Annotated in this window: 20 protein-coding genes and 3 tRNA genes; 11 read left to right on the top strand and 12 right to left on the bottom strand. The window is 72.7% G+C overall.

All coding sequences use genetic code 11. The features are described 5' to 3' along the window. Positions 1 to 214 precede the first annotated feature (214 nt). Positions 215 to 2518: a bifunctional metallophosphatase/5'-nucleotidase gene (locus CWN80_RS11465; RefSeq protein ID WP_007926894.1), complete on the bottom strand. Its 2304-nt coding sequence runs from the start codon at positions 2516 to 2518 to the stop codon at positions 215 to 217. Between the two features lie 153 nt (positions 2519 to 2671). Between CWN80_RS11465 and CWN80_RS11460 the strand changes: the two genes are divergently transcribed. After that, positions 2672 to 3046, top strand: coding sequence for a sterol carrier family protein (locus tag CWN80_RS11460; RefSeq protein WP_040881113.1), 375 nt, complete (start codon positions 2672 to 2674; stop codon positions 3044 to 3046). A 58-nt stretch (positions 3047 to 3104) separates the two neighbouring features. On the opposite strand, the gene CWN80_RS11455 is transcribed toward CWN80_RS11460, so the two are convergent. Continuing rightward, positions 3105 to 4163, bottom strand: coding sequence for a Gfo/Idh/MocA family protein (locus tag CWN80_RS11455; protein WP_007926898.1), 1059 nt, complete (start codon positions 4161 to 4163; stop codon positions 3105 to 3107). Positions 4164 to 4185: 22 nt separating this feature from the next. On the opposite strand from CWN80_RS11455, the gene CWN80_RS11450 reads away from it, so the two are divergent. From CWN80_RS11450 to CWN80_RS11435, 4 genes are all read left to right on the top strand, one after another. Next, positions 4186 to 4416, top strand: a complete 231-nt coding sequence (locus CWN80_RS11450; protein ID WP_007926900.1) for a hypothetical protein — start codon at positions 4186 to 4188, stop codon at positions 4414 to 4416. 223 nt (positions 4417 to 4639) lie between these two features. Further along, positions 4640 to 6127, top strand: a complete 1488-nt coding sequence (gene purF / locus CWN80_RS11445) for an amidophosphoribosyltransferase (protein WP_007929004.1) — start codon at positions 4640 to 4642, stop codon at positions 6125 to 6127. Continuing rightward, positions 6124 to 7254 carry a phosphoribosylformylglycinamidine cyclo-ligase gene (purM, locus tag CWN80_RS11440; RefSeq protein ID WP_007929003.1) on the top strand — a complete coding sequence of 377 codons (1131 nt, stop codon included), beginning with the start codon at positions 6124 to 6126 and terminating at the stop codon, positions 7252 to 7254. The genes purF and purM overlap by 4 nt, the downstream gene beginning before the upstream one ends. Before the next feature lie 23 nt (positions 7255 to 7277). Beyond that, on the top strand, positions 7278 to 7865 hold the full coding sequence (locus CWN80_RS11435; protein WP_007929002.1) for a response regulator transcription factor: 588 nt from the start codon (positions 7278 to 7280) through the stop codon (positions 7863 to 7865). 6 nt (positions 7866 to 7871) lie between these two features. On the opposite strand, the gene CWN80_RS11430 is transcribed toward CWN80_RS11435, so the two are convergent. Next, a complete protein-coding gene (locus CWN80_RS11430) occupies positions 7872 to 8069 on the bottom strand; it encodes a DUF3073 domain-containing protein (RefSeq protein WP_007929001.1) in 198 nt (65 codons plus the stop codon). A 204-nt stretch (positions 8070 to 8273) separates the two neighbouring features. Between CWN80_RS11430 and CWN80_RS11425 the strand changes: the two genes are divergently transcribed. Continuing rightward, complete coding sequence (locus CWN80_RS11425) at positions 8274 to 9416, top strand: glycosyltransferase (protein WP_157986932.1); 1143 nt, start codon at positions 8274 to 8276, stop codon at positions 9414 to 9416. A gap of 9 nt (positions 9417 to 9425) precedes the next feature. Here CWN80_RS11425 and CWN80_RS16050 read toward each other — a convergent pair whose 3' ends face one another. From CWN80_RS16050 to CWN80_RS11410, 3 genes are read right to left on the bottom strand one after another with little or no spacing between them, the layout of a single operon-like run. Further along, positions 9426 to 11177 carry an ATP-binding cassette domain-containing protein gene (locus CWN80_RS16050; RefSeq protein ID WP_192899861.1) on the bottom strand — a complete coding sequence of 584 codons (1752 nt, stop codon included), beginning with the start codon at positions 11175 to 11177 and terminating at the stop codon, positions 9426 to 9428. Continuing rightward, on the bottom strand, positions 11170 to 12075 hold the full coding sequence (locus CWN80_RS11415; protein ID WP_007927339.1) for an ABC transporter permease: 906 nt from the start codon (positions 12073 to 12075) through the stop codon (positions 11170 to 11172). The genes CWN80_RS16050 and CWN80_RS11415 overlap by 8 nt, the downstream gene beginning before the upstream one ends. Continuing rightward, positions 12072 to 13331, bottom strand: coding sequence for a nucleotide sugar dehydrogenase (locus tag CWN80_RS11410; protein WP_040881209.1), 1260 nt, complete (start codon positions 13329 to 13331; stop codon positions 12072 to 12074). Before CWN80_RS11410 ends, CWN80_RS11415 begins: the two co-directional genes overlap by 4 nt. A gap of 118 nt (positions 13332 to 13449) precedes the next feature. Here CWN80_RS11410 and CWN80_RS11405 point away from each other — a divergent pair, with 118 nt between their 5' ends. Genes CWN80_RS11405 through CWN80_RS11395 form a run of 3 tightly spaced genes read left to right on the top strand, consistent with a single transcriptional unit; the run spans position 13450 to position 16894 of the window. Then, positions 13450 to 14547, top strand: a complete 1098-nt coding sequence (locus CWN80_RS11405) for a UDP-N-acetylglucosamine--LPS N-acetylglucosamine transferase (protein WP_007927337.1) — start codon at positions 13450 to 13452, stop codon at positions 14545 to 14547. Next, the gene (locus CWN80_RS11400; RefSeq protein ID WP_128277305.1) at positions 14544 to 15212 is read left to right on the top strand and encodes a hypothetical protein; all 669 of its coding nucleotides are present in this window, start codon (positions 14544 to 14546) and stop codon (positions 15210 to 15212) included. Before CWN80_RS11405 ends, CWN80_RS11400 begins: the two co-directional genes overlap by 4 nt. Positions 15213 to 15244: 32 nt before the next feature. Continuing rightward, a complete protein-coding gene (locus CWN80_RS11395; protein WP_007927335.1) occupies positions 15245 to 16894 on the top strand; it encodes a glycosyltransferase family 4 protein in 1650 nt (549 codons plus the stop codon). Here the strand turns inward: CWN80_RS11395 and CWN80_RS11390 are convergent. Genes CWN80_RS11390 through CWN80_RS11380 form a run of 3 tightly spaced genes read right to left on the bottom strand, consistent with a single transcriptional unit; the run spans position 16873 to position 21809 of the window. Then, positions 16873 to 19050 carry a glycosyltransferase family 4 protein gene (locus CWN80_RS11390; protein WP_051987959.1) on the bottom strand — a complete coding sequence of 726 codons (2178 nt, stop codon included), beginning with the start codon at positions 19048 to 19050 and terminating at the stop codon, positions 16873 to 16875. The genes CWN80_RS11395 and CWN80_RS11390 overlap by 22 nt on opposite strands. 12 nt (positions 19051 to 19062) lie before the next feature. Continuing rightward, positions 19063 to 21465 carry a glycosyltransferase family 2 protein gene (locus CWN80_RS11385; RefSeq protein WP_128277304.1) on the bottom strand — a complete coding sequence of 801 codons (2403 nt, stop codon included), beginning with the start codon at positions 21463 to 21465 and terminating at the stop codon, positions 19063 to 19065. After that, positions 21465 to 21809, bottom strand: coding sequence for a hypothetical protein (locus CWN80_RS11380; RefSeq protein WP_007927327.1), 345 nt, complete (start codon positions 21807 to 21809; stop codon positions 21465 to 21467). The genes CWN80_RS11385 and CWN80_RS11380 overlap by 1 nt, the downstream gene beginning before the upstream one ends. A 143-nt stretch (positions 21810 to 21952) precedes the next feature. Between CWN80_RS11380 and wecB the strand changes: the two genes are divergently transcribed. Next, on the top strand, positions 21953 to 23053 hold the full coding sequence (wecB, locus tag CWN80_RS11375; RefSeq protein ID WP_128277303.1) for a non-hydrolyzing UDP-N-acetylglucosamine 2-epimerase: 1101 nt from the start codon (positions 21953 to 21955) through the stop codon (positions 23051 to 23053). Next, a complete protein-coding gene (locus tag CWN80_RS11370; RefSeq protein ID WP_128277302.1) occupies positions 23050 to 25173 on the top strand; it encodes an acyltransferase family protein in 2124 nt (707 codons plus the stop codon). The genes wecB and CWN80_RS11370 overlap by 4 nt, the downstream gene beginning before the upstream one ends. A 64-nt stretch (positions 25174 to 25237) precedes the next feature. Here the strand turns inward: CWN80_RS11370 and CWN80_RS11365 are convergent. The 3 genes from CWN80_RS11365 to CWN80_RS11355 all read right to left on the bottom strand — a co-directional run bounded on the left by CWN80_RS11365 (position 25238) and on the right by CWN80_RS11355 (position 25520). Then, positions 25238 to 25311, bottom strand: a tRNA-Phe gene (locus CWN80_RS11365). Between the two features lie 26 nt (positions 25312 to 25337). Continuing rightward, positions 25338 to 25411, bottom strand: a tRNA-Asp gene (locus CWN80_RS11360). A 36-nt stretch (positions 25412 to 25447) separates the two neighbouring features. Then, a tRNA-Glu gene (locus CWN80_RS11355) sits at positions 25448 to 25520 on the bottom strand. Positions 25521 to 25698 lie beyond the last annotated feature (178 nt).

Raw genomic sequence — 25698 nt, 5'->3', positions numbered from 1 at the left:
CTCGCGTCCACGGTCCCTGAGGAGGCGCGCCAGCGCCGCCTGTCCTCACCGGTCCCTGAGGAGGCGCGCCAGCGCCGTCTCGCGTCCACGGGCCCTGAGGAGGCGCGCCAGCGCCGTCTCGCGTCCACGGTCCCTGAGGAGGCGCGCCAGCGCCGTCTCGAAGGGCACCGAAGGGGGCCACGACCAGCGGCCGTGACCCCCTTCGGGCTGTGCGTCAGTGGCGACGCGAGGCGGTGCGGCGGGCGTTCACGATCGCCAGCGCGATGCCGGCCAGGAGCGCCAGGCCGAGGCCCGAGCCGACGACGCCGGTGTCCATCGGGCCGCCCGGGCGGTCAGTCTCGACGACCGGGCCGGTGGCGTCGCCACCGTCGTCGGTCGACGTGGCCGTGCCCGTCGCGGTCGTCGTGCCGCTCGTGCTCGTCCCGGTGCCCGAGGTGCTCGAGCTCGTCGAGGTGCTCGACGTGGAGCTCGTCGAGGTGCTCGACGTCGAGGTCGTCGTCGAGGTCGGCTCGTCGTCGGTCACGACCGTCACCGGCAGGGTCGCCTGGGAGTCGCTCGGCGCGGCGACGATGCGCAGCGTCGCCGCCCCAGCCTCCAGGCCGTCCGGCACGGTGAAGCTGACGTCGGCGCTGCCCTTGCGCGTCGGCGTGCCGTCGATCGACTCGGAGGAGACCGGGAAGGTGCCGACCGACGTGTCGCCGACGAAGACCTCGACCTCCGTGTTGTCGGGCGCGCCCAGCGAGGTCAGGTCGACGTCGGAGACGGTGAAGGAGACCTCGTCACCCTCGGTCAGCTCGCTCGGCGCGTCGCTCACGGCGATAGCCTGCTTGCGGAAGTCCGGGTCGACGACGTCGCGGGCGGAGAAGTAGTTGACGAAGGCGTCGGTGTCGATGAGGCCGGTGTCCTTGCGGTCGGCCCCCTCGGCGAGCACCGAGAAGTTGTCGCCGCCGCCGATGAGGAAGGAACCGGACGCCACCGTGTAGGTGCCGGCCGAGTCGATCGGCTCGCCCTCGATGCTCACCGACGTGATCCGGCTGCCGGCAGCGGCGTCCGGGTCGTAGGTGTACGTGACGTTGTCGGAGAGGCCGAGCTTGAGGAAGGGCCGCGAGCTGCCCTCGGGCTGCCACTGCTGCTCGAGCAGGGTGGTGAACTGCTCGCCGGTGAGGTCGACCGTCATCAGCGTGTTGGCGAAGGGGTTGATCGCGGCGGCCTCGGCGTAGGTGACCTCGCCGGGCTCCTCGTCGCCGGTCGGCTCGTAGGTGAGCTCGTCGCGCAGGCCGCCGGGGTTCATGATGCCGATGTCGGCGCCGGGGCGCCCGGGCTGGTTGAGGGCGTCGAGCCAGATGTCGGCGGTGAGGTTGCCGAGCGTCGACTCGCGCAGCCGGTCGTCGCGGTTGCCGTCCTTGTGGGCGGTCGTGATGTCGTCGCTCACCTCGCCGATGACGACCTTGCCGAGCTCGTCGGCCTCCTCGACCGCGTCGTCGACGATGCCCGCGGCGGTCGTGTACGTCGGGTCGCCGGCGCACTCCTCGGTGGCCGGGGCGACGGGGACGTTGGTCGCCGAGTACTCGACGACCTCACCGGTCTCGGGGTCGATGCCCAGCTGCAGCTGGCCGAGGGTGTCGCCGTAGGAGTTGGACTGGATGATCGGCCGGGTGCCGTCGCCACCGGGCACGGGGGCGTCCCAGGCGTAGCGCTTGTGGGTGTGGCCGGTGAAGATCGCGTCGACCTCGGCCGTGGTGTCCTCGACGATCTTGGCGAAGGCGCCACCGGCGCCCACCTGGTCCTCGAGAGTGCTCAGGGCATCGCCTTCGGTGGCGCCCTCGTGGTACTCGGCGATGACCACGTCGGCCTCGCCGTTGGTCGCGTCGCCGTCCTTGAGCTGGGCCGCCACGCGGTTGACCGCGGCGACCGGGTCACCGAAGTCGAGGCCGGCGACCCCCTGCGGGGAGACGAGCGTCGGCGTCTGCTGGGTGACGGCGCCGACGACGCCGACCTTGATCCCCCCGACCTCGACGATCTCGTACTCCGACAGCGCCGGCGTCGTGGTGCCGCGCTCGTAGACGTTCGCGCCGAGCAGCTCGAAGTCCGCCGCCTGGTCGACCCGACCGGTGAGGTCGGAGAAGCCGCGGTCGAACTCGTGGTTGCCCACGGCGCTGGCGCGCAGGCCCAGGGCGTTGAGGAAGGCGATCGTCGGGTTGTCCTCCTGCGAGGCGGAGGTGAAGGGCGAGGCCCCGATGTTGTCGCCGGCGGACAGCAGCGCGGTGCTGTCCTCGCCGAGCTCGGCGCGGGTGGTGACGACGGTGCAGGCGAAGGCCTTGCCGCTCTTGCCGGTGCCGTCGGCGTCGATCCGACCGTGGAAGTCGTTGACGTTCAGCAGGTTGACGGTCGTGAGCGACGGGTCGATCGCTCCCGGCTCGACGGGGTCGGCGGCGTGCGCGGCACCGGACGTCGCGACGAGTGCGGCGACCGCACCCGCTCCGACGAGCAGGGACGCGCCCTTGTTCTTGAGGGTCATTCGGGGTTCCTCCCAGAGCACAACGGTGTGGCGGGGCCCGGCAAGGGGTGGGCCTCACCAGCAGACTGTGCCCGAGCTCGGGGGCCTTCGCATGACGAGACGGGGCCGGAGGCTGGCCAGTGGGTGAACGGTAGGCGGTGCGAGACTGGTCCCGTGGCTGGACGACGTCGGATCCCCGTGGACGAAGGGTGGGCCGCGCTCGCCGCGTGGTCGGCCAGTGACGATCGCGCGACGCTGCCCCGCGCCGTCGTGGCGACGGCCGTGCGGCACACGGTCGCCGAGCTCGCAGACGCCGCGCCCGGGCGCAGCGTCGAGGTGCGGGTGCCTCCCTTCGCCGCCGTGCAGTGCGTCGAGGGGCCGGTCCACACCCGCGGCACCCCGCCGGCCGTCGTCGAGACCGACGCGCAGACCTGGCTGGAGCTGGCCACCGGCGAGCTCGACTGGGCCGAGGGCGTCGCCGCGGGGCGGGTCAGGGTCAGCGGGCAGCGCACGGACCTCTCGGCCCACCTCCCCCTCGCATCTCCCTAGGGAAATGCGCACGTCCTCCGTATTTCCCTAGGGAAATGCGCATGTCCTCCGTATGTGCCTAGGTAGATGCGGGGCGAAGGGAGGCCAGCAGCGCCTCGGCGACACCGATGAGGTGCACCGACTCCTCCAGCGGCATGACCGGCGACTCGGTCTCGCAGGCCGTGACCCGCAGCGCGACCTCCGTCGCCTCGTGCCGCAGGCCGCGGTGCTGCTCGATCGGGTCGCCGACCATCTCGTCGAGGACGACCCCGTCGGCGCCGACGAGCCGCATCGTCGTCGGGGTGTAGAACATCGTGTCGAGCTCCAGACGGGCCCAGGTCCCGTTGACCGAGGCCGTCGTCGGCGACGAGACCGACATGTCCGTCGCGAGGGACGCGACCGCTCCCGTGGGGCCCTGCGCGACCCAGGCGAGGCGCCGGTCCACCCCGCGGTCGGTCAGCGAGCCCAGCCCCGTCGCCGACGTGATGCCGCCGAGGCACAGCGAGGCGAAGGACAGGGGGTAGATGCCGAGGTCGAGCATGGCGCCCCCGGCGAGGTCGGGGTCGGCGAGGCGCTCGGGGCCGTCGGGCCACAGCTGGATCGAGTGGTCGGCGAGCACGGTGCTCACCTCGCCGAGCAGACCGGCGTCGAGCACCTGGCGCAGGACGTCGATGTGCGGCAGGAAGCGTGTCCACATCGCCTCCATGCAGTACACGCCCGCCTCGCCGGCGGCGGCGGCGATCTGGGCCGCCTCGGCCGCGGTGGGCGCGATGGGCTTCTCGACGAGCACGTGCTTGTTGGCGCCGATCGCGAGCAGGGCGTGCTCGAGGTGCTCGCTGTGCGGGCTCGCGACGTAGACGACGTCGACCTCGTCGTCGGCGACGAGCGACGCATAGTCACCGTGCGCGCGGGCACCGGGCGCGTGCGCGGCGACGAAGGCCTGCGCCCGCCCCAGATCGCGGGACCCGACGGCGACGACCTGCTGGCTCGTGCCCTGCAGCGCGATGGTCATCTGCTCGGCGATCCACCCCGCCCCGAGCAGACCCCACCGCAGCCCGGGGGCGCTCGCAGGGTCGGGTGTGCGCGGCGTGGGCAGCTTCATGCCGGGGACGTCGGCATGCGGGCGCGGGTCGGTCATGGGCCCAACCTACGATGGTGGGGTGAGCAAGCGTCCCCGGAGCAACCCCAAGCCGATCCCCTTCGTCGTGACGGGGGCGGTCATCGGCTTCGTCGTCTTCGGGGTCGTCTCCTGGCTGGGCCCCAACCGCAACGAGGGCTTCGACATCACCTACGACCCGGGTGCCGCGCTCGGGTACATGAGCGTCCTGGGGCTCTTCCTCGGCGCGCTCGTCGGGGCCGCCGTCGCGGCCCTCTTCACCTACCGCAGGTGACGTCTGACCCCCTTCGTCCGCATCTCCCTAGGGAAATACGGCTGGGGGCGCGCATCTCCTTAGGGAAATACGGCTGGGGGCGCGCATCTCCCCAGGAAATGCGGCTGAGAGTGCGTCTTTCCCTCGGCAGATGCGCAGGAGCGAAGGGGGAGCAGCCGCGCCCCGGCCCTGTGGGAGACTGGTCCCCGTGCCACGCGGAGACGGAAACCTGTCCCATGACCTGATGCCGGGCGAGAAGGGACCCCAGGACGCCTGCGGTGTCTTCGGCGTCTGGGCGCCCGGCGAGGACGTCGCCAAGCTGACCTACTACGGCCTCTACGCCCTGCAGCACCGCGGGCAGGAGTCGGCGGGCATCGCGACCTCCAACGGCCAGCAGATCCTCGTCTACAAGGACATGGGGCTGGTCTCGCAGGTCTTCGACGAGCGCAGCCTGTCCACCCTGCGGGGTCACATGGCCGTCGGCCACTGCCGCTACTCCACGACCGGCGGGTCGACCTGGGAAAACGCGCAGCCGACCCTCGGCGGCCACGACACCGGCACCGTCGCGCTCGCCCACAACGGCAACCTCATCAACTCCGCCGAGCTGCTCGAGCTCGTCGAGGCGCGCGCCGAGACCCCTGAGGTCGACGGCACCTGGCGTGGCCTGTCGAAGGGAGAGCTCAGCCGCGGCAACACGACGGACACCGCCCTGGTCACCGCACTCCTGGCCGGCGAGCAGGACCGCTCCCTCGAGGAGGCGGCGATGGAGCTGCTGCCCCAGCTGCGCGGCGCCTTCTGCTTCGTCTTCATGAACGAGGACACCCTCTACGCCGCGCGTGACCCGCAGGGTCTGCGCCCGCTCGTCATCGGCCGGCTCGAGCGCGGCTGGGTCGTCGCCTCCGAGACCGCAGCCCTCGACATCGTCGGCGCCTCCTTCGTCCGCGAGGTCGAGCCCGGCGAGCTCGTCGCCATCGACGAGGACGGCCTGCGCACCCGCAGCTTCGCCGCTCCGACCCGCAAGGGCTGCGTCTTCGAGTACGTCTACCTCGCCCGCCCCGACACGACGATCAACGGCCGCACGGTCCACGAGGCCCGGGTCGAGATGGGCCGTGCCCTGGCCCGCGAGCACCCGGTCGAGGCCGACCTCGTCATCGCGACGCCCGAGTCGGGCACCCCGGCCGCCATCGGCTACGCCCAGGAGTCCGGCATCCCCTTCGGTCAGGGCCTGGTCAAGAACGCCTACGTCGGCCGCACCTTCATCCAGCCGAGCCAGACGATCCGCCAGCTCGGCATCCGGCTCAAGCTCAACCCCCTGGACCACGTCATCAAGGGGCAGCGCCTCGTCATCGTCGACGACTCGATCGTGCGCGGCAACACCCAGCGGGCCGTCGTGCGGATGCTCCGTGAGGCCGGCGCCGCCGAGGTGCACGTGCGCATCTCCTCGCCGCCGATCAAGTGGCCGTGCTTCTTCGGCATCGACTTCGCGACCCGGGCCGAGCTCATCGCGACCGGGCTCGGTGTCGACGAGATCTGCACCTCGCTGGGCGCCGACTCGCTCGGCTACATCAGCGAGGAGGGCATGATCGCCGCCACCGAGCAGCCCGTCGACGAGCTGTGCACCGCCTGCTTCTCCGGCACCTATCCCATGGAGCTGCCGAGCGAGGACCGCCTCGGCAAGTCCCTGCTCGAGCTCGAGTTCACCCCCACCGAAGAGGCGGTACGCCGACCGTGACGACCCCCGACACCACCCAGCAGACCCCGATCACCTACGCCGACGCGGGCGTCGACGTCGAGGCCGGCGACAAGGCCGTCGACCTGATGAAGGAGTCGGTCCGCCGGGCCACCCGCCCCGAGGTCCTCGGTGGCCTCGGGGGCTTCGCCGGCATGTTCGACGCGAGCGCACTGCAGGGCATGCGGCGGCCGGTGCTCGCGACCTCGACCGACGGCGTGGGGACCAAGGTCGCGATCGCCCAGGCGATGGACCGGCACGACACGATCGGCCAGGACCTCGTGGGCATGGTCGTCGACGACATCGTCGTCTGCGGTGCCGAGCCGCTCTTCATGACCGACTACATCGCCACCGGCAAGGTGGTCCCCGAGCGCATCGCGGCCATCGTCGGCGGCATCGCGAAGGGGTGCGAGCTCGCCGGTGTCGCCCTCGTCGGCGGCGAGACGGCTGAGCACCCCGGCCTGCTCGACCCGGACGAGTACGACGTGGCCGGTGCCGCCACCGGCGTCGTCGAGCACGACGAGGTCCTCGGGCCGGACCGCGTCGCCGCCGGTGACGTCGTCATCGCCCTCGCCTCCTCGGGCCTGCACTCCAACGGCTACTCGCTCGTGCGTAGCGTCGTCGCGGGCGCCGGGTGGGAGCTCGACCGGCAGGTCGACGAGCTCGGCCGCACCCTCGGCGAGGAGCTGCTCGAGCCGACCCGCATCTACACCCGCGCGCTGCTCGACCTCGTGCGGTCCGACGACGTCGACGTGCACGCGCTGAGCCACGTCACCGGCGGCGGGCTCGCGGCCAACCTCGCGCGCGTGCTGCCGCAGGGCACCATCGCCCGGGTCGACCGCGCCTCGTGGACGCCGCCGCCGATCTTCACCCTCGTCGGTGAGCTCGGCGCCGTCCCGCGCGCCGACCTCGAGCGCACGCTCAACATGGGCATCGGCTTCGTCGCGGCACTGCCGCAGGCGAGCGTCGACGCGGCGATCGCCCGCTCGCGGGCCGCCGGCATCGACGCCTGGGTCCTCGGTGAGGTCTCCGACGCCGCCACGACCGAGCCGGTGGCCGGTGCCGAGGTCGTCCAGGGGGCGAAGGGAGTGCACGGCGGCGCCGTGCAGGTCGTCGGGGAGCACGTCTGAGACCCGCCGCCATCCGGGTCCTCGTGGCCGATGCCGCGGAGACCCGGCGCCAGTCCCTCGTCGCGGTGCTCGCGGCGGAGCCCGACCTCGAGCTCGTCACGCCTGCGGCGACGGCCCGTGAGGTGCTCTCGACCCCGGCAGTCGACGTCGTCGTGCTGCTCGGCGGCCTCGACGTCGGACCAGGTGCGACGGACGTGCTGCCCGAGCTGCGCACACCGGACGGCCCGGCGTGGGTCGTGCTCACCGAGGTCGTCGAGTGCACCGAGGCGATCATCTCGGCCGGCGCCCACGGGTGCCTGGCCGAGTCGAGCACGCCCCTGGAGATCGGGGCGGCGATCCGGGCGGCATCCCGCGGGGACGTCGCCGAGCTCGGCCAGCCGGTGACCGGGCCGCTCGTGCAACGGGTGCGCCGAGAGGCGCCGCCGCTCACGGAGCGGGAGGTGGAGGTGCTGCGGCTCGTCGCCGACGGGCTGGGCAACCAGGAGATCGCCGAGCGGCTCTACCTGAGCCCGTCCAGCGTCAAGTCGCACCTGTCACACACGTACGGGCGGCTCGGTGTGCGGCGCAGGGAGGCTGCGGCCGCGGAGGCCCGGCGTCAGGGGTTGATCTGAGGCAGGTCAGCGCTGTGGCGGCGACCAGTCGTCGTAGTCGTCCTCGTCCCGGTCGGGCGCGTCGTCATGCGTCGCACGCCCCGTGGACTTGGCGGACTGACCGTGAAGTTCCGTCTCCAGCGCTCGCAGGTCGGTCTCCGGCGAGTAGTACTTCAACTCGCGGGCAACCTTGGTCTGCTTCGCCTTCGCTCGGCCGCGCCCCATGGCGTGACCCCCTCATTACGCTAGTGCGGGTCGGCGCTGATCGTCCCGCTCTCCCCGTGGGGAGGGCGGCACTACCAGAGCGGACCCGGATCTGTGTGGTTTCTCGTGAGGCCAACGGTACATGAGGCGCGGCCGGTTCGTCCCATCGGTCTCACCGGGCCGCGACGTAGGATCGGCGCCACGACACCGACGAAGGGAGAGGTCGTGACCGCTGGCCTGCCGCGGAGCCCCCTCCGGGCTCTCGTCGTGACGGTCGTGCACCATCCGCAGGACTCGCGGATCCGTCATCGGGAGATCGCCGCCCTGCTCGAGGCGGGGTGGCAGGTGACCTACCTGGCTCCCTTCGTCGCCCACGACCTGCCCGTGCCGGCACCCGCGGGCGGGCTGACCTGTCTCGACCTGCCGCGTGCGGCCGGGCGTCGCCGCCTCGCCGCCGGCCGCGCCGCGCGCGCGGCCGTGCGTCGGCTCGCGCCCGAGCACGACGTCGTGCTCGTCCACGACCCCGAGCTGCTGCCGGCCACCGCCGGTCTCGGGCTGCGGCACCTCGTGTGGGACGTCCACGAGGACCCGGCCGGGGCCCTCGTCGTCAAGGACTGGCTCCCGGCGCCCGTGCGCGGACCCGTCGCGGCCGGCTGGCGCGTGGCCGAGGGGCTCGTCGAGCGCCGGCACCCGCTGCTGCTCGCCGAGCACGCCTACGCCGACCGGTTTCGCCGACCCCACACGGTCGTCCCCAACGCGGTCCGCGTGCCCGCGGACGGCCCGCCGGCCGGTGGCGCTCGCCTCGTGCACGTCGGCAACCTGACGCTCGCCCGCGGCAGCGAGCTCATGGTCGCGGCGGCCCGGCTCGCCCACGCCGCCTCCGACGGGGCGATCACGCTCGACGTCGTCGGGCCGGCCCGTGACGGCGCCTCCCGCGCCGCGATGGGGCGGGGGGCCGCCGACGGGTTCGTGACCTGGCACGGCTTCCAGCCCGCCGAGCAGGCGATGGCGCGGCTCGACGGCGCCCTGGCCGGCCTGTCGCTGCTGCGGGACCTGCCCAACTACCGCGGGTCGATGCCGACCAAGGTCGTCGAGTACCTCGCCCATGGCGTCCCTGCCGTGACAACCCCGCTGCCGCTGGCCCGCGAGATCGTCGAGCAGGCGGATGCCGGGGTGGTCGTGCCCTTCGACGACCCGCAGGCGGTGGCCGACGCGGTGCTCGACCTGTGGCGTCACCCCGAGCGGGCGGCGGCCATGGGTGTGCGCGGGCGCGACCTCGTCCGCGAGCGGTACGACTGGGCGAAGGGGGCCACCGCCTTCGTCGGTGCGCTCACCGACGTCGCCGCGGAGCGATCGCCCCGACGGTGACCACCGGGGTCAGCGGGGTGCGAGCAGCCCGCCGACCTTGGTGCGCACCGCGGGCGGCATCGCCTCGAGCGTGCCGATGAGCACGATCGAGCTCGGGGCCAGCCGGGTCAGCTCCTTGCGCACGACGGGCGGCATCCGGTCGGGGGTGTAGATGAAGAGGGGTCGTCCCGTGTGCACCGCGGCGACGGCGCCCGTGAGCAGCTCGCCGACCGCTCGACCGGTGACCATGATCTCGCCACCGGGCTCGACGTCCGCCCACTGCTCGGCGGCCAGGGCCATGGCGCCCCGCTTGGAAAACTCGGTGGTCGCCCCCGCGGCCGAGCGCAGGGCCTCGACCGCGTCGGCGGCCCAGTCCTCCTCGGTACCGTCGAGGACGAGGCGCTCCGGGCCGAGCTCGGCCAGGGCGGAGAGCAGCTCGTCGGCCACCGTCGTCGTGTTGCACGCGACGACCGCGCGACCGGCGACCGCGGCCGCGAGGGAGATGACCGGGCTGGAGCCCGAGCTGTGCGGCTGGGTGACGTGGACCGTCGAGCGGTCGTCCGGTGGGAAGGCGGCCAGGACCGCCGCCGAGGTGATCGCGTCGTCGTCGCTGCCCATCCGCTCGATGCGGCCGGGGGCCAGCTCCTCGAGGCGGGCGGCCGTCTCGGGCGCGATCAGCTCGTCGCCGCCGAGCACGACGATGCGCTCCGGCTGGAGCCGGTTGAGCTCGTCGACCGTCGAGCTCGGCACGTGACCGGGCCGCACCCACAGCAGGGGCCAGCCGAGACGCGCAGCCACCGGCGCCGCCACGCGGGCGGCAGCCGCGCGGTGGACGCTGACGACGAAGCACCCGTCGATGCCCGGCTTGCGCCACGCGTGCTTGGTGATGGACGCGGCGACCTGGAAGCGGTCCTCGCCGGTCCACCGGCTCGTGCCGGGCACGTGGATGTCGTCGGCCGCGGTGATCTTCTTCTTCTTCTTGGCCTTGCCCTTCTTCTTGGGCAGCGTGTCCTCGTAGGCGGAGACGACCTCCTCGGTCGGGCCGTCCATGACGAGGTGCCCCTGGTCCATCCACAGGGCCCGGTCGCACATCTGGCGGATGCTCGAGTTGGAGTGCGAGACGAGGAAGACGGTGCCCGCCTGCTCGCGGATCTCGGCGATGCGCGCGGCGCTCTTGGCGCGGAAGTCGGCGTCACCCGTGGCCAGCGCCTCGTCGATCATCAGCACGTCGGGGGCCGCGGCCGTGGAGATCGCGAAGCGCAGCCGCGCGCTCATGCCGGAGGAGTAGGTGCTCATCGGCAGGTAGACGGCGTCACCGATGCCGGAGAACTCGACGATGTCGTCGAAGCGCTCGGCGATCTCGGCACGCGACAGGCCGAGAGCCTGGCCGCCGATCTGGATGTTGCGCTCACCGCTCAGCTTGTTCATCAGCACGGCGTTGACGCCGAGCAGCGAGGGCTCGCCGGCGACCCAGAGGCGTCCGCCGGCGGGTGGGATGAGCCCGGCGACGGCCCGCAGCAGCGTCGACTTGCCCGAGCCGTTGCGGCCGATGATGCCGATCGACTCGCCGTGGTGGGCGACGAAGCTGACGTCCTTGACGGCGTGGATCTCGCGCACCTTGGGCTCGGGGCGCTGCTGCAGCCGGTCCATGAGAGAGGGGCGCTGCTGGCCGAGGGGGGTGCCGCGCCGGCCACCGCCGTAGACCGTGTACTTGACGTCGAGGTGGTTGACGATGACCGTCGGGGTGGGCTCGGGAGCCTGCTGCGGGGTGGGGTCAGCCACGGCCGTACCTCGCCTCGTCGCGCCAGAAGACCACCAGCCCGATGGTCACCAGACCGATGGCCCAGGCGGCCATGACGAGCCAGTCGGTGAGCACGACGTCGTGGTCCGGGTCGGTGAGCAGCGCCTGCCGGCCGGTCGTCAGCATGAGCGAGAAGGGCTGGTAGACGAGCATGTCCTGCGCGAGGTGGGGCAGCCCCTTCGCGTAGTGCGCCACCGGGAAGAAGACCCCCGAGACGTACCGCAGCAGCCGCACCATGACGGGGATGAGGTTGCCCATGTCGCGCGAGGCATTGACGATCCGCGCGCAGATGAAGGCGACGCCGAGCAGGGCCAGCCCCTGCATGATCACGGCGACGGGGAAGAGGAGCCACTCCCAGTCCGGCGTCTCGCCCGTGATGAGCATCAGCCCGAAGAGCAGGGCGAAGGCGGGGACGGCGGCCAGCAGCTCGGTGAGCATGACCGACATCGGCAGGATCGCGCGGGGGAAGTGGAGCGCACGCACGAGCGAGGTGTTGCTCGAGATCGCCTTGGCCCCCCGGGTGATGACGGAGGACGTGAAGGCGAACATGATGACGCCGATCGCGAGGAAGGCCACGAAGTTGGCCACCCCGCCCCGGGTGTCGAGGAGCAGCCCGAAGATGAGGAAGTAGCTGCCGATGAGGAAGGCGGGGTTGAGCAGCGCCCAGAGCTGACCGAGGTGGTTGCCTTCGTTCTGGGCGCGGGTCTGGGCAGAGGAGAGGGTCCACAGGAAGGACCTCCGCTGCCAGAGGTCGGCGAGATAACGCCCGAGCTGCGGACGCTCCGAGAGCGTCCGCAGCCCGTGGGAGGCCGCGAGGTCCGCGGCCTCCTTCGGTGTCAGTGGTGAGGGAAGTGAGGCCCGCGGTGGGGCCTCGGTCACAGCCGCTCGACCTTGTCGCTGTCCGCGGCGACACCCCGGGTGTCGAAGAAGCGCTGCGCCTTGCCGGCCAGGTCCTCGATGTCGAAGGTCTTGTGGTTCTGCACGAGGACCGTCAGGTCCGCGGCGGCCACGGCGGCGTCGAGGTCGTCGACGCGGGTCGCCTCGGGCACGGCCTTCCAGTTGTCGACCTTGGCGTCGAAGTACTGGACGGACGCCCCCTTCGCGATGAGCTGCTGCGCCAGGGGCACGGCGGGCGACTCCCGCTGGTCGGCGATGTCCGGCTTGTAGGTGACGCCGAGGAGGAGGACGGTCGAGCCGCGCAGCGGCTTGCTGTCCTCGTTGAGGATGTTCTGCGCGCGCTGCACGACGTAGGCCGGCATCGTCGCGTTGATCTCCTGGGCCAGCTCGACGAAGCGGAAGGGGTAGCCGAGCTTCGCGCGGACGTTGTAGGAGAGGTAGTTGGGGTCGATCGGGATGCAGTGCCCGCCGACGCCGGGGCCGGGGTAGAAGGCCTGGAAGCCGAAGGGCTTGGTCTTGGCCGCGGCGATGACGTCCCACAGGTCGATGTCGAGGTCGTGGCAGAAGCGCGCCATCTCGTTGACCAGGGCGATGTTGATGTGGCGGTAGGTGTTTTCGAGCAGCTTGGCCGTCTCGGCCTCGCGGGTGCCCTTGGCGCGGACGACCGTGTCGACGAACTGGCCGTAGAAGGCAGCGGCGGCGTCACCGCACTCGGGGGTGTGGCCACCGACGACCTTGGGGGTGTTCTTGGCGCCGAACTGCTCGTTGCCCGGGTCGATGCGCTCGGGCGAGAAGGCGAGGTGGAAGTCCTTGCCCGCCACGAGGCCACCGGCCTCGAGGGCCGGACGGACGACCTCGTCGGTCGTGCCCGGGTAGGTCGTCGACTCGAGGATGATCGTCTGGCCGGGCTGCAGGTGCTCGGCGATCGTCTTGACGGCCGAGTTGATCGGGCCGAGGTCGGGCCCGCCGTCCTCGGACAGCGGCGTGGGCACGCAGATGACGATCGTCTTGACCTCGTCGAGACGGGACGGGTCGGTGGTGGCCTCGAAGCCGGCGGCGATCATCGCGGCGATGTCGTCGTCGGAGAGGTCATCGATGTGGGAGACACCGGAGTTGAGAGCGTCGACGACACCCTGGTTGATGTCGAAGCCCAGGACCTTGACCCCGACGCGGGAGGCCTCCTGGGCGAGGGGCAGTCCGACGTACCCCTGACCGATGATCGCGACGTCCATTGACATGCTGCTCCTTGATGCAGGTATGTGGCTTGTGGAGTGTACAGGCGAGGCCTGCTCGCGCGGCCCAGCCGCGCCACGGCTCGCCGGGTCCCGGTGGCCCGTCATGACAGGATGCAGGCCCATGGGACCCGTCGCCACGCACGCACCTCCTCGGGTGGTCCTCATGTCGAGCAACGGCACGGGCATGGGGCACCTGACCCGGCTGCTCGCCTACGCGCAGGGGCTCGAGGGCCTCGACGTGCGCTTCCTGTCGATGTCGACCGCCGTCCCCGTCGTCGGACAGCTCGGGCACCGGTACGAGTACCTGCCCTCGCGGGGCAGCACCGGTCTGCGGGCCGCGACCTGGCGGCGCCTCTTCCTCGACCGTCTCGTCGAGTACCTGCGCCGCACGCGGCCGGACGTCGTCGTCTTCGACGGCACCCACCCCTACGCCGGCATGGACCTGGCGCGCGAGGCCGTGCCGGGTGCCCGCTGGGTGTGGTCCCGCCGGGCGATGTGGCGGCCCGACCGCAATGTCGACCAGCTGGCCAAGGAGTCGTGGTTCGACCTCGTCCTCGAGCCCGGAGACCTCGCCGGGGCCTCCGACCGGGGGGCCACCGTCGGCCGCGACGCCCGGAGGGTGGGTCCGGTGACCCTCGTCGACACGACCGACCTGCAGGACCGCGCGACCGCTCGGCGCGAGCTCGGCCTGCCTGCCGACGCCCCGCTCGCGCTCGTCTCCCTCGGCGCGGGCAACATCAACGACACGCGCGGTGACCTCGGGGCCGTCGTCGCGGGGCTGTCCGCCCTCGGCGTCGGTGCATGCGTCACCCAGGCGGCGATCGCCGAGCAGGCCGGCACCAGCCTGGACGTGCACCACGTGCAGGACTTCCCGATCAGCCGCCGCTTCGCCGCCTTCGACCTCGCGGTGAGCGCTGCGGGGTACAACTCCTTCCACGAAAACCTCCGCCTCGGCCTGCCGACCCTCTTCGTGCCCAACACGCGGACCAACCTCGACGACCAGGAGACCCGGGTCGAGCACGCGGTGCGGGCCGGATGGGCGCTGGGCGCCACCGACCTCGCCGCCGCGCCGACGCAGTCCCTGCTCGCCGACCTCCTCGACCGCGGACCGGCCATGGCCGCGACCGCCCGCGCGGCGGACCCCGGCAACGGCGCCCCCGCCGCGGCCGACGCGATCCGCGAGCTGGTGTCCCTCCCTTCGACCGGAGCCGTCCGATGAGCAGCGCCGCCCCGCCCCCCAGCAGCCGCCTGAGCACCCTGGCCCGCCGCGTGCGGACCGCGCCGGGCTACCGGCAGGTGACCGACAGCATCCTGCCGCGCATCCGTGGCAGCGAGACGGTCGTCGACCTGCTCACCCGCCTCGTCGGCGAAGGGGGGCGCCTCGGCGGCTCCAGCCACCCCCTCGTCACGGCGAAGGGGGTCGACACGGCCGGCGCGGACCGCTGGCCCGTCGTCGTCATCACCCTCGACGACCCCGACGGGGAGCGCCCCGCGACGCCGGAGGAGGTCGCCCAGGTCGTCGCCGAGATCGGGCGGCTGCAGGAGCGGCTGCGGTGCTTCCGCGCGGTCTTCCTCGTCACCGGCGACGCCCTGGACGTCGTCCGGCGCGCGGGCCATGCCGTCGAGCTGCTGCCCGACCCCGCCGACATCGGCGACGCGGCGGCGGTGCGCCGGCACCGCGCTCGCCGGGTCGTCGCGATGACCGACCACTACCGGGCATGGCTCGTCCTCGACGTCCCCGCCGCGCGCAGGGCCGGGCTCGCACCCGCCCAGGTCGAGCTGCTCGAGGCCCTGCCCGGCTACCTCGCCGACCAGCACGACCTGCACGACCTGCCCGCGCTGACCGGCATCACCGACGCCGGCGGTACCGGCCGCGGCGTCTGACACCGGCGCGGGCGCGCGGGTAGTCTCGCCGGGTGGCTGACCTGAGAGACCTGCGCGACCGACTCGTCCGACGACTGCGCCGACGGGGCTCGACACCCGCGACCCCGGCGACCCCCGCGGACGCGCAGGCGGCTACCCGCCTCGCCGAGCTGACCGGTGCCGGTCGCCACGAGGAGGCGCTCGCCCTCGCGCACGAGGAGTACGACCGGCTCGCGCAGCAGAGCGACCCCGACACCGCCCTCCTCCGGCAGATCCAGATGAGCGCCTCCAAGGCGGGCAACCTCAGCCTGCACATCAAGACCCTGCGGCGCCGCATCGAGGTCATGCCCCACGACACGGGCCTGCCGAAGTACCTGCGCGCCGCCGAGGGACGCTGGCACGAGTCCGAGCCGGGCTGGCTCCCGACGATCGACCCCGCCGTGCTCGCGGCGCTGCCGGAGCCGGCGGAGCGCGACCGGTCGCGCACCAAGGTGCTGCACCTGCTGAAGATCGGGATGCCCCAGCGGCAGAGCGGCTACTCCATGCGCAGCATGTACACGCTCACCGGTCAGCTCGACGCCGGGCTCGACCCGGTCGCCGTCACGGCGCTCGACTTCCCCCGGAGCATCGGCATCGACGACGTGCCCGACGAGGAGACCGTCGGCGGGGTGCGCTACCGGCACCTGCTGCGCGAGCAGATCCCGGACAAGGAGCCGTGGGACGAGTACCTCAGCGCCTACGCCACCGCGCTCGCTCCTGTCGTCGCGCAGGAGGCGCCCGACCTCATCCACGTCCACTCCGGGCACCGGGGCACCGAGGCCGCGCTCGTCGCGATGGCCGTCGGCGCGGCGCTCGACGTCCCCGTCGTCTACGAGGTGCGGGGCTTCTTCGAGTCGCTGTGGACCCAGGACACCGCGTGGGCCGAGCGGGCCGAGGTCTACGAGCGCCGACGCGCCGCCGAGGCGCACTGCCTGCGGCAGGCCGCCGCCGTCGTGACCCTCAGCGAGTCGATGAAGGACGACATCGTCGCCCGCGACGTCGACCCCGCGCACGTCCACGTCGTGCCCAACGGCGTCGACCCGTCGGCCTTCGTCCCCGTCGAGCGTGACGAGGCGCTCACCGAGCGGCTCGGGCTGACCGGGCGCTTCGTCTTCGGCTACGTCTCCAACCTCGACCACTTCCGCGAGGGACAGGAGCTGCTCATCGACGCGGCGCTCGAGCTGCGCCGTCGAGGCGTCGACGCCACCGCGCTCGTCGTCGGCGACGGCAAGCGTCGCGAGCTGCTCGAGGAGCACGCCCGGGAGTGCCAGGCGGGCGACGCGGTCCACTTCACCGGTCGCATCCCGCACGACGAGGTGTCGCAGTACTACGCGCAGGTCGACGTCTTCGTCATCCCGCGCGTCGACGAGCGAGCGGCGCGGCTCGTCACGCCGCTCAAGCCTTACGAGGCCATGGCGCTCGGGGTGCCGCTCGTCGTCTCCGACCTGCCGGCGCTGCAGGAGATCACCGGCGACGGCGACCGCGGCGAGACCTTCGTGACGGGTGACGCGACGTCGCTCGCCGACGTGCTCGAGGAGCTCGCCGGGTCGAGCGAGCGCCGCGCCGAGCTGTCGTCGCGCGCCCGCGAGTGGGTGCTGGGGCACCGCACCTGGGCCCACAACGACGACCGCTACGCGCGGATCTACGCCTCCGTGCTCGACTGACCGAGCAGCCCCCGGTAGACGCCGTCGACGCGGCTGGTGATCTTGTGCCAGTCGCGCTCCTCGACGACCCACGTGCGAGCGGCCTCGCCGAGGCGGGCGCGCTGCTCCGTGTCGTCGAGCAGCTCGTCGAGGACCCGAGCCAGGTCGGTCGCGTCGCCCTTGGCGAAGAGACGGCCGGTGACCCCGTCCTGGACGATCTCGGCGAGGGCGGCGACGTCCGACGCCACGACGGTCTTGCGCATCGCCATCGACTCGAAGGGCTTGATCGGCGAGATCATCTCGCACACCTTGAGCGGCTTGCGCGGGAAGGGCGTGATGTCGACCAGGCTCAGGTAGTCCTCGACGTCCTCGTGGGGGATCCGCCCGGTGAAGGTGATGACGTCACCCAGGTCGAGCTTCATGACGATCTTGTGCAGGGCCTTCTGGTGGGCGCCGTCCCCGACGACGAGGACGTGGAAGTCGCTGCGCTGCTCCCGCAGCTGCGCGACCGCCTGGAAGAGCAGGTCGAGACCCTCGTAGTGGACGAGCCCGCCGATGTAGCCGATGACCGTCTTGCCCGCGACGCCGAGGCGCTGGGCGAGCTCCTCATCGCGCTCGCGGGGGGTGAAGCGTGAGGCGTCGACGCCGTTGGGGACGACGGTGATGCGCTCGGGGTCGACACCCAGGCGGACCATCTCGCGGCCGAGGGCCTCGGTGATGACGAGGACCGCGTCGGCCTCACGCGCGACGGTCCCCTCGAGCAGGTCGAGGTAGTCGCGCCGCGGGGAGGCGGAGAAGAGCGGCTGCCGGGCGTCCTCGAGCAGCTGCTTGAGCCCCCGCATCTCGTAGACGAAGGGGAGGCCGAGCTGGCGGGCCGCGCTCAGGCCGGCCATGCCGACGTCGTAGAGGCTCGACGCGTGCACGAGGCTCGCGCGGCGGTCGCGGGCCAGCTCGGCGATGCCGGCGGCGCCTCGCTCGACGTAGGGCGGCAGCGGGGCTCGCGGGTACTCGCGCACCCCGTCCTCGAGGAGACGGTGGTAGGGGATGCCGTCGACGACGTCGACGGGTGCCGGCGTGCGCTCGTCGTCGGCGCTCCACCACAGGTCGAAGGGGAAGCCGAGCCGGGTCACGGCCGCCATGTCCCACCCCTGGACCGCGAGGCCCGTGAGGATGCCGTGCGAGCGGGTGGCGTAGCCGCCGGAGCGGATGGGCAGGGACTGGCCGAGCACGGAGACGACCGAGCGCGGGTCCAGCTCGCTGCTCGCGGGGGCCGGGGCGGCGGCCGGGGGCTGCCAGGGGTCGGCGAGGATCGCCTGCTCGTCTGCCGCGTCGGCGGCCAGTCGGCGGCGCAGGTCACCCTCGACCTGGTCAGGCGCGAACTCCGCGGCACGGGCCGCCAGGGAGGTCCAGCCGAGGGACATGGCCAGCTTGAGCACCCGCTGCCACAGCGTGTCGGGCACGCGGGCTGCGATGCTCGCGTCGAAGGCGCCGAGCTGCTCCTCGAGCTCGTCGAGACGGCGCGATCGGAGCAGGCTGCGCACGAGCGCGGCGGCGCCGCCGTCACGGGCGAGCACGTCGGTGACGACGGCCGGGTCGAGGTGGTCGTCGGAGAGGGCCTCGTGGACCTGCAGGTCGGTGATGAGGCGGTCGACGTCGATGAGGTCGAGCTCGGGGTGGGCGGCGGCGATCCGCTCGCGCCAGTCGTGCACCCGACCCAGCTCGTCGGCCGGGGCGTCCTTGAGGGTCTTGACCGCCTTCGTCAGCTCGGAGGCATCGGCGGGCACCCGGGAGAGCGCGGCGTCCTGCGCGCGGGCCAGGATCTGTGGCGACTCCGCCTTGCGCCCCGCACGGGCCCACCGCAGGATGTCCATCGCCGTGCCGTCGCCGGAGGTGACGAGCCGCTCGTAGAGCCCTGCCGCCTTGACGAAGTCGTCCGTGGCCCAGGCCGCGGAGGCGGTGGACCGCACGGTCGAGGGCGGCGAGTCGTCGGTCAGCTCCGCCTCCAGCCGGGCGAGGGCGACGCTGGGGTTCTTGCGGATGAGGCGGTTGGCGGTGGCCACGCGGCCCTTCTGGGCGAGCCGCTGCACGCCAGCCGGCCCGCGCTCGGCGGGCAGGTACCCGGCGAAGGGGAGCAGGCGTGCGCGGATGCGGCGCTGGAGCGGTGCCTTGGGGCTCATGGGCGATACCTGTCAGTTGGGGTCAGGGGCGGTGGGGGTGGCCACCAGGTCGTGGAGGGTGCGGGTCCAGGCGGCCTCTCGCGCCGCGGTGGCGGCGTCGGCGGCAGCCGGCTCGGCGAGGAGCTCGGCGAGGGCGGCGCCGACCTCGTCCGGGGCGACGCACCGGATCCGACCGGTCAGCCCGCTGGGGGCGGCGTCGGTGCCGACGACGCAGGGCAGGCCCGCAGCGAGGGCCTCGCGCGTCGCGTGCTCGGCGGCCCGGCCCCACACGCCGAGGTGGACGAAGGCGTCGATGTGGGAGAGGAACTCGCGCGGCGTCATGCCGGTCCCGGCGAAGGAGAGCCAGGACGGCGGCGGGCGACGCCGCCCGAGGGCCTTGGTCACCGCGCCGAGCCCGTGCAGACAGTGGACCTCGACGGGGACCTCCCCCCGGTCGGCGAGCACGACCGTGCCGGGGTGGGCGGCCCGGATCGCGGTGGCCGGCTCGGGCCAGTGCTCGCGGGCATCGGGGAGGTGGTGGCCGATGGCGATGCCGTCGGCGGCGCTCGGGCGACGGTGCCCGGGCACCTCGAGCCAGCGGGCGCCGACGACGTCGGCGAGGTCGGCGTCGGTCCAGCGGTCGGCGGGGACGGCGGCGCGCACGGGGGAGCCGGGCTCGTGGACGGCGGCCGGCCCGCCCCACGTCGGGGTGACGCCGAAGAGCTCGGCGCAGCGGGAGTCGACGGCGGCGACGGTCCAGCCCTGCGGCTCGGCGGTGTCGGTGACGACGAGGACGGAGCCGGGGCGCAGGCCGGCGCCGTCGAGGTGGAGCACGCTCTCCGGGGAGGTGACGACGAGCAGGTCGACGGCGTCGTCCTCGTGGGCGCTGGTCAGGCCGAGACGGCCCAGGCGCACGTCGGTGGAGACGCCGGGCAGCAGGTCGAGCCGCTTGGTCGACAACGGGCGGGGCGCCTCGGCGTGGGCGATCGCGGTCCGCAGCCCGCTCGCGGAGGCGGTGCGGGCCACGCCCAGCGTCCGCAGGGCGTCGGGGGCCACGGGCCGGATGTCGCCGAGGACGACGACGTCCCAGGCGACGGCCGGGTCGCGTTGGTCGCGGTCGGCGTACCAGCCGTGCCGGGGGAGGGGGAAGGGCCGGGTCGAGCCGGGGCCGGGGGCGATCCGGCCGGTCGCGAGCTGCTCGTGCCACTCGAGGTAGCTGTCGCGGTAGGCGAGCCGGTCCCAGCGGGTCCACCCGGGCACGGCGTCGTCGCGGGAGAGCGAGCCGACGCGCAGCTGCGTGATCGCGAGCGGTGAGGGGTGCGACAGGTCGCGCACGCTGCCCGGGCGGACGGCCCGCAGGCGCAGCGGCAGCTCCATGTCGCCGGACTTGCGGGTGACGTCGAAGTCGCCGACGAGCTCGGTCACCTGTGCGATGTCGAGGAGGAGGGAGCTGGCGTTGAGCCGTCGGGCGGGGTAGCCGACGAAGGTCATCGTCAGGTCGGGGTAGGAGCGCAGCGTCCACGTCCGGTTGGCGAGCACCCGGGGGAAGTCGAGCAGGTGCCGGACCTGGTGCTCGATGCGTCGTGGGTGGGTCCAGTCGTCGCTGTCCTGGAAGGTCATCCAGCGGCCGCGCGCGACGGTGAGCGCGAGGTTGCGCGCGGCGTAGGTGCCGGCATTGCGGGGGGCGCGCACGACCCGCACGCGGGGGTCGAGGGCCGCGACCTCCTCGAGCAGTGCGTCGGAGCCGGGGCCGGAGGCGTCGTCGACGATGATGAGCTCGAGGTTGCGCCAGGTCTGCTGGAGCACCCCGCGGACGGCCAGCCGGAGGTCGGCGTCGGGGCGGTAGGCCGACATGACGACGCTCACGAGGTCGCCGTCGACGGCGGCGTCGAGGGTGGTGGTGAGTCGCTGGTAGACCGTGTCGTGCCCCTCGGGGGGCACCAGCTCGACCGGCTCGAGGCCGTCGGGGGTGTGCACCTCGTTGAGCACCGCGAGCCAGTCCCGCTCGGCGGCGGCGAGCGCGTCGCCGGTCAGGCCGGCACCGGTGCGGTGGGGATTGGCCAGGTCGGTGCGCAGCACCCACCGCTCGGCGTCGGTCAGCGGCAGGTCGGGCTTGGCGAGGACCTCGCGCAGCTGGTCCTCCCGCCCGGCACGCAGCAGCAGGGAGGTCCAGACGGACAGTGCCTCCGGACGAAGGGAGCCGACCCCGCCCGCCGCGACGGCGTCGTCGAGGACGGCCAGACCCCGGGTGTGGGACCCGTCGGCGCCGCCCAGGGCGAGGACCCGGCCGAGCACGTCGGTGTGGCCCCCGGCCCGCAGGACCTCACGGGCGAAGGGACTGCGGGTGCGCAGGGCAAAGGCGGCATAGGCGTCGAGGTCCGACGCGGTCAGCTGCTGCGCCGCGTCGGGGACGAGGCCGGTGGGGGAGTCCCCCATCAGCGCGTCCGGTCCCGCCGACCATCCGCGAGGGCGTCGAGCACCTCGACGCGGGTGCGCTCGGTGCTGGCGACGAGGCGGGCTCCGAGGGCGTCGACGCGCTGCGTCAGCTCGGCCACGTCGGTGGAGGCGGCGCCGCCTGCGCTGGCCCGGGGAGGGGCGCCCCACGGGCCGACGACGACCACGGTGGTGACGAGCTGCATGAGCGCCAGGCCGACGACAGCGGCCTCCCAGCCGACGAGAGCGGCCAGGGCGACGGTGATCAGCAGGAGCACGGCCTGCGCGGCGACCACGGTCGAGGAGCGGCGCAGGAGCGCACGGGCGGATCGCGGGTCAGAGCCCATGGGCGTCGTCCTCGTGGTGCGTGGGTGCGGGAACCATCCGCAGCATCCTAAGCCTCGTGCCGGGTCGGGGCAGGAGCGCCGTGCGAGACTGTCTGCGGCCCGAGAGTCTCGACCGTCCCCGACCCATCCAAGGAGAACGACCCGTGGCGCCTCTTGTTCTGCACGTGACCGGTGCTCGCCCCAACTTCCCCAAGGCGGCGCCCGTCCTCGAGGGGCTCGGCGCGTACGACGTCGAGCAGCTGCTCGTCCACACCGGTCAGCACTACGACGACAAGATGTCCGACATCTTCTTCCGGCAGCTCGGCATCCCGAAGCCGGACGTCAACCTCGGTGTCGGCTCGGGTGCCCACGGGGCGCAGACGGCCAAGGTCATGGAGGCGCTCGAGGAGCTCTTCACCGAGCGCCGCCCCGATCTCGTCGTCGTCTACGGCGACGTCAACTCCACGGTCGCCGCTGCGCTCGTCGCCTCGAAGATGGGCATCACCTTCGCCCACGTCGAGGCCGGCCTGCGCTCCTTCGACATGACGATGCCGGAGGAGATCAACCGGCTCGTCACCGACAAGCTCTCCGACCTGCTGCTCACGACGAGCACGGACGCGATCGGTCACCTCGGCAACGAGGGCACCGACCCGGACAAGATCCACTTCGTCGGCAACCCGATGATCGACACGCTGCTCAAGAACAAGGAACGCTTCGACCCCGAGGCCGTGCGCGGCGAGGTCGGCATCGAGGGTGACTACATCGTCGCGACGCTGCACCGGCCGGGCAACGTCGACGACCCGGAGGACGTCAAGGCGCTCGTCGCCGCCATGCACGCCGTCGCCGACCAGGCCCAGGTCGTCATCCCGCTGCACCCGCGCGGCCGGGCCCGGCTGGAGGAGGCCGGCTTCCTCGACCACCCGGGCATGCGCGTCATCGACCCGCTCGGCTACATCGAGTTCATGGGCCTCGTCCGCGGCGCCGCCGCGGTCGTCACCGACTCCGGTGGCGTCCAGGAGGAGACGACGATCCTCGGGGTCCCGTGCCTCACCCTGCGCCCCAACACCGAGCGCCCGGTGACCATCACCCACGGCACCAACCAGCTCGTCACGCGCGAGACGCTCTCCGAGCGGGTCCGCGAGGTCCTCGCCACCGGCCCGCTCGAGACCTGGGACACGCCGCCCCTGTGGGACGGCCACGCCGGTGAGCGCATCGCCAAGGTGCTCGCCGCGGCCGTGGGTGCCGCTCGTCGAGGCGAGGCGTGACCGCAAGCTCGGGGGACACACGTCTGAGCGCCGAGGCCAGGGAGAGCGCCGCCGAGGCGCACCACGGGGCGAAGGGGGGCAAGAACCTCCGCGGTGACATCGAGGGCCTGCGGGCCATCGCCGTCGGCACCGTGCTCCTCTACCACGTCGGCATGCCCTTCCTGCCCGGCGGCTTCGTCGGCGTCGACATCTTCTTCGTCATCTCCGGCTTCCTCATCACCTCGCTGCTGCTGCGCGAGACGGTGCGGTCCGGGCGCATCTCGATCGCGGACTTCTACGCCCGCCGGGCTCGACGGCTGCTGCCGGCCGCCTCGGTCGTCCTCGTCTTCACGGCGATCGCCGGGTGGTTCGTCCTCTCCGGTGGCGACCGGGCCAACCTCGGCGTCGACGTCATCGCGGCGACCTTCTACGTCATCAACTGGGCGCTCGCCCTGCGGTCGGTCGACTACCTCGCCGAGGACGACGCACCGTCGGCGCTGCAGCACTACTGGTCGCTGTCGGTCGAGGAGCAGTTCTACGTCGTCTGGCCGCTCGTCATCATCGTCGGGCTCGTGCTCGCCCGACGCCTGTCGGTGCGCGCCAAGCCGCTGCTCTTCGGCGTCCTGTCCGTCATCGCGCTCGCCTCCCTCACCTACTCGGTGGTCCACACGGCGGCGAGCCCGGCGACGGCCTACTTCTATACGACGACCCGCGTCTGGGAGCTGGCGATCGGGGCCCTGCTCGCCTTCCTCGTGCTGCGGCTGACCGCCCTGCCGCGGATCGCCGCCGAGGTGCTGTCGGGCATCGGGCTGGTGCTCGTGCTGGGTGGGGCCTTCATGCTCGACGAAAAGGTCGCCTGGCCCGGCTCGTGGGCCCTGGTGCCCACCGTCGGGGCGGCACTCATCATCGCGGCCGGCTGCTCGACGCAGCGCACCGTGGCCGCCCGGCTGCTCAGCCTGAAGCCGATGGTCTGGATCGGCGGCCTGTCGTACGCGATCTACCTGTGGCACTGGCCCCTCATCACGCTGGCCCAGCAGGCCTACCCCGACGTGCGGCTGCGCCACCTGGCCCTGCTCGGCGTCCTCTCGGTCGTCCTCGCCTGGCTGACCAAGCACCTCGTCGAGGACCCGATCCGGTTTCACCCCGGCCTGAGCGCCAAGGCCTCGCGGGGGCTGCTCTTCGGCCTCGCGTCGATGGTGGTGACGACCCTCGTCGGCACGGCGGTCTGGGCCTCGGTGCCCAAGCTCGACCCCGACGCGCAGGTCGAGGGGGCGACGACCCTCGTCGCCGACGCCGCGAGCGAGGACTGGAGCGTGGACGACGAGGCGGTCGCGCAGCTGCCGACCTCCGGCGACGTCGTGCCCGACCCCGCTGTCGCCACCGAAGACAACCCCTCGTACTACGAGGACGGCTGCCAGATGACCAACGGCACCGTCGACGTCGACCCCTCGTGCGTCTACGGCGCGCAGGACGGCGACACGAGCATCGCCATCCTCGGTGACTCCAAGATGGGGCAGTGGTTCCCCGCGGTCGAGTCCATCGCCGACAGCGAGGGCTGGCGCCTGGAGCTCTACCTCAAGGCGGCCTGCCCCTTCACCTACGCCGGCGCCAACAAGGCCGAGTGCTCGACCTACAGCCGCAACGTCGTGGGGCACATGGAGTCCGAGGGCGCCCCCGACATCGCGATCGTCTCGCAGAGCACGACCGACTCGCCCAAGCTCCGCGAGGGCATGGCAGAGGCCATCGGTGACCTGCGCTCGCAGGGCACCGAGGTCGTCGTGCTCGCCGACACCCCGCGACCCAAGGACGAGGTCTACGCCTGCGTCGAGGAGCACCGTGAGGACTTCGCGCAGTGCGACTTCCCCGCAGCGGGCACGGGACGTGCGGGCAACGGCACATCGGCGCTGCGGGCCGTCGCGAAGGCGGAGGACCTCCCCTTCGTCGACCTCAACGAGTGGATCTGCCCGCCCGGGCGCGACACGTGCCCGGCCGTCGTCGGCGGCACCCTCGTCTACCGCCAGGGCAGCCACATCACGGCCAGCTACATCCGCTCGCTGACGCCCATGCTCTACCGCGCGCTCGCGGCCGAGGAGCTGACGCAGCGGCAGGCGGGCCAGATCACCGTGGACGACATCCCGTAACCCCGGGCAGGGACGACGAAGGGCGCCACCCCGGTGGGGGTGGCGCCCTTCGTCTTGGCTCCGGTGGCCAGGGGCGGGGTCGAACCGCCGACCTTCCGATTTTCAGTCGGACGCTCGTACCAACTGAGCTACCTGGCCGAGCCGGTCCGAACCGGACCAGCGAGCGACCCTGACGGGACTCGAACCCGCGACCTCCGCCGTGACAGGGCGGCGCGCTAACCAACTGCGCTACAGGGCCTTGGTGTGCAAGGCACGTGCACGATACTGCTGTGCGTATCCCCAACGGGATTCGAACCCGTGCTACCGCCGTGAAAGGGCGGGGTCCTAGGCCGCTAGACGATGGGGACCCGTCTCCGAGAACCCCCTCGCTACGCAGCAGGCAGCACCCGAATCCGTCGAGGACTCGAGAAGCATACGAGACACATCGCCGATCGCCAAAACGAGCGCGTCGGTCCCTGCAGGACCGGGTGCCGACGGTCCGTCCGCAGCGGAATGCCTGCACCCCGCAGTTACCCTGAGGGGTGG

The sequence above is a fragment of the Janibacter hoylei PVAS-1 genome, assembly GCF_004025845.1.
Classification (GTDB): Bacteria; Actinomycetota; Actinomycetes; order Actinomycetales; family Dermatophilaceae; genus Janibacter; species Janibacter hoylei.
This window is presented reverse-complemented; position numbering and strand designations above follow the sequence as displayed.

Bases quoted from the DNA above. Each gene is read 5' to 3' on its own strand.
- CWN80_RS11465 (WP_007926894.1), bottom strand. From the start codon at position 2,518: ATGACCCTCAAGAACAAGGGCGCGTCCCTGCTCGTCGGAGCGGGTGCG.
- purF (WP_007929004.1), top strand. From the start codon at position 4,640: ATGCCGGGCGAGAAGGGACCCCAGGACGCCTGCGGTGTCTTCGGCGTC.
- CWN80_RS11455 (WP_007926898.1), bottom strand. From the start codon at position 4,163: ATGACCGACCCGCGCCCGCATGCCGACGTCCCCGGCATGAAGCTGCCC.
- CWN80_RS11390 (WP_051987959.1), bottom strand. From the start codon at position 19,050: ATGAGCCCCAAGGCACCGCTCCAGCGCCGCATCCGCGCACGCCTGCTC.
- CWN80_RS11385 (WP_128277304.1), bottom strand. From the start codon at position 21,465: ATGGGGGACTCCCCCACCGGCCTCGTCCCCGACGCGGCGCAGCAGCTG.
- CWN80_RS11430 (WP_007929001.1), bottom strand. From the start codon at position 8,069: ATGGGGCGCGGCCGAGCGAAGGCGAAGCAGACCAAGGTTGCCCGCGAG.
- CWN80_RS11410 (WP_040881209.1), bottom strand. From the start codon at position 13,331: ATGTCAATGGACGTCGCGATCATCGGTCAGGGGTACGTCGGACTGCCC.
- CWN80_RS11380 (WP_007927327.1), bottom strand. From the start codon at position 21,809: ATGGGCTCTGACCCGCGATCCGCCCGTGCGCTCCTGCGCCGCTCCTCG.
- CWN80_RS11405 (WP_007927337.1), top strand. From the start codon at position 13,450: ATGGGACCCGTCGCCACGCACGCACCTCCTCGGGTGGTCCTCATGTCG.
- CWN80_RS11400 (WP_128277305.1), top strand. From the start codon at position 14,544: ATGAGCAGCGCCGCCCCGCCCCCCAGCAGCCGCCTGAGCACCCTGGCC.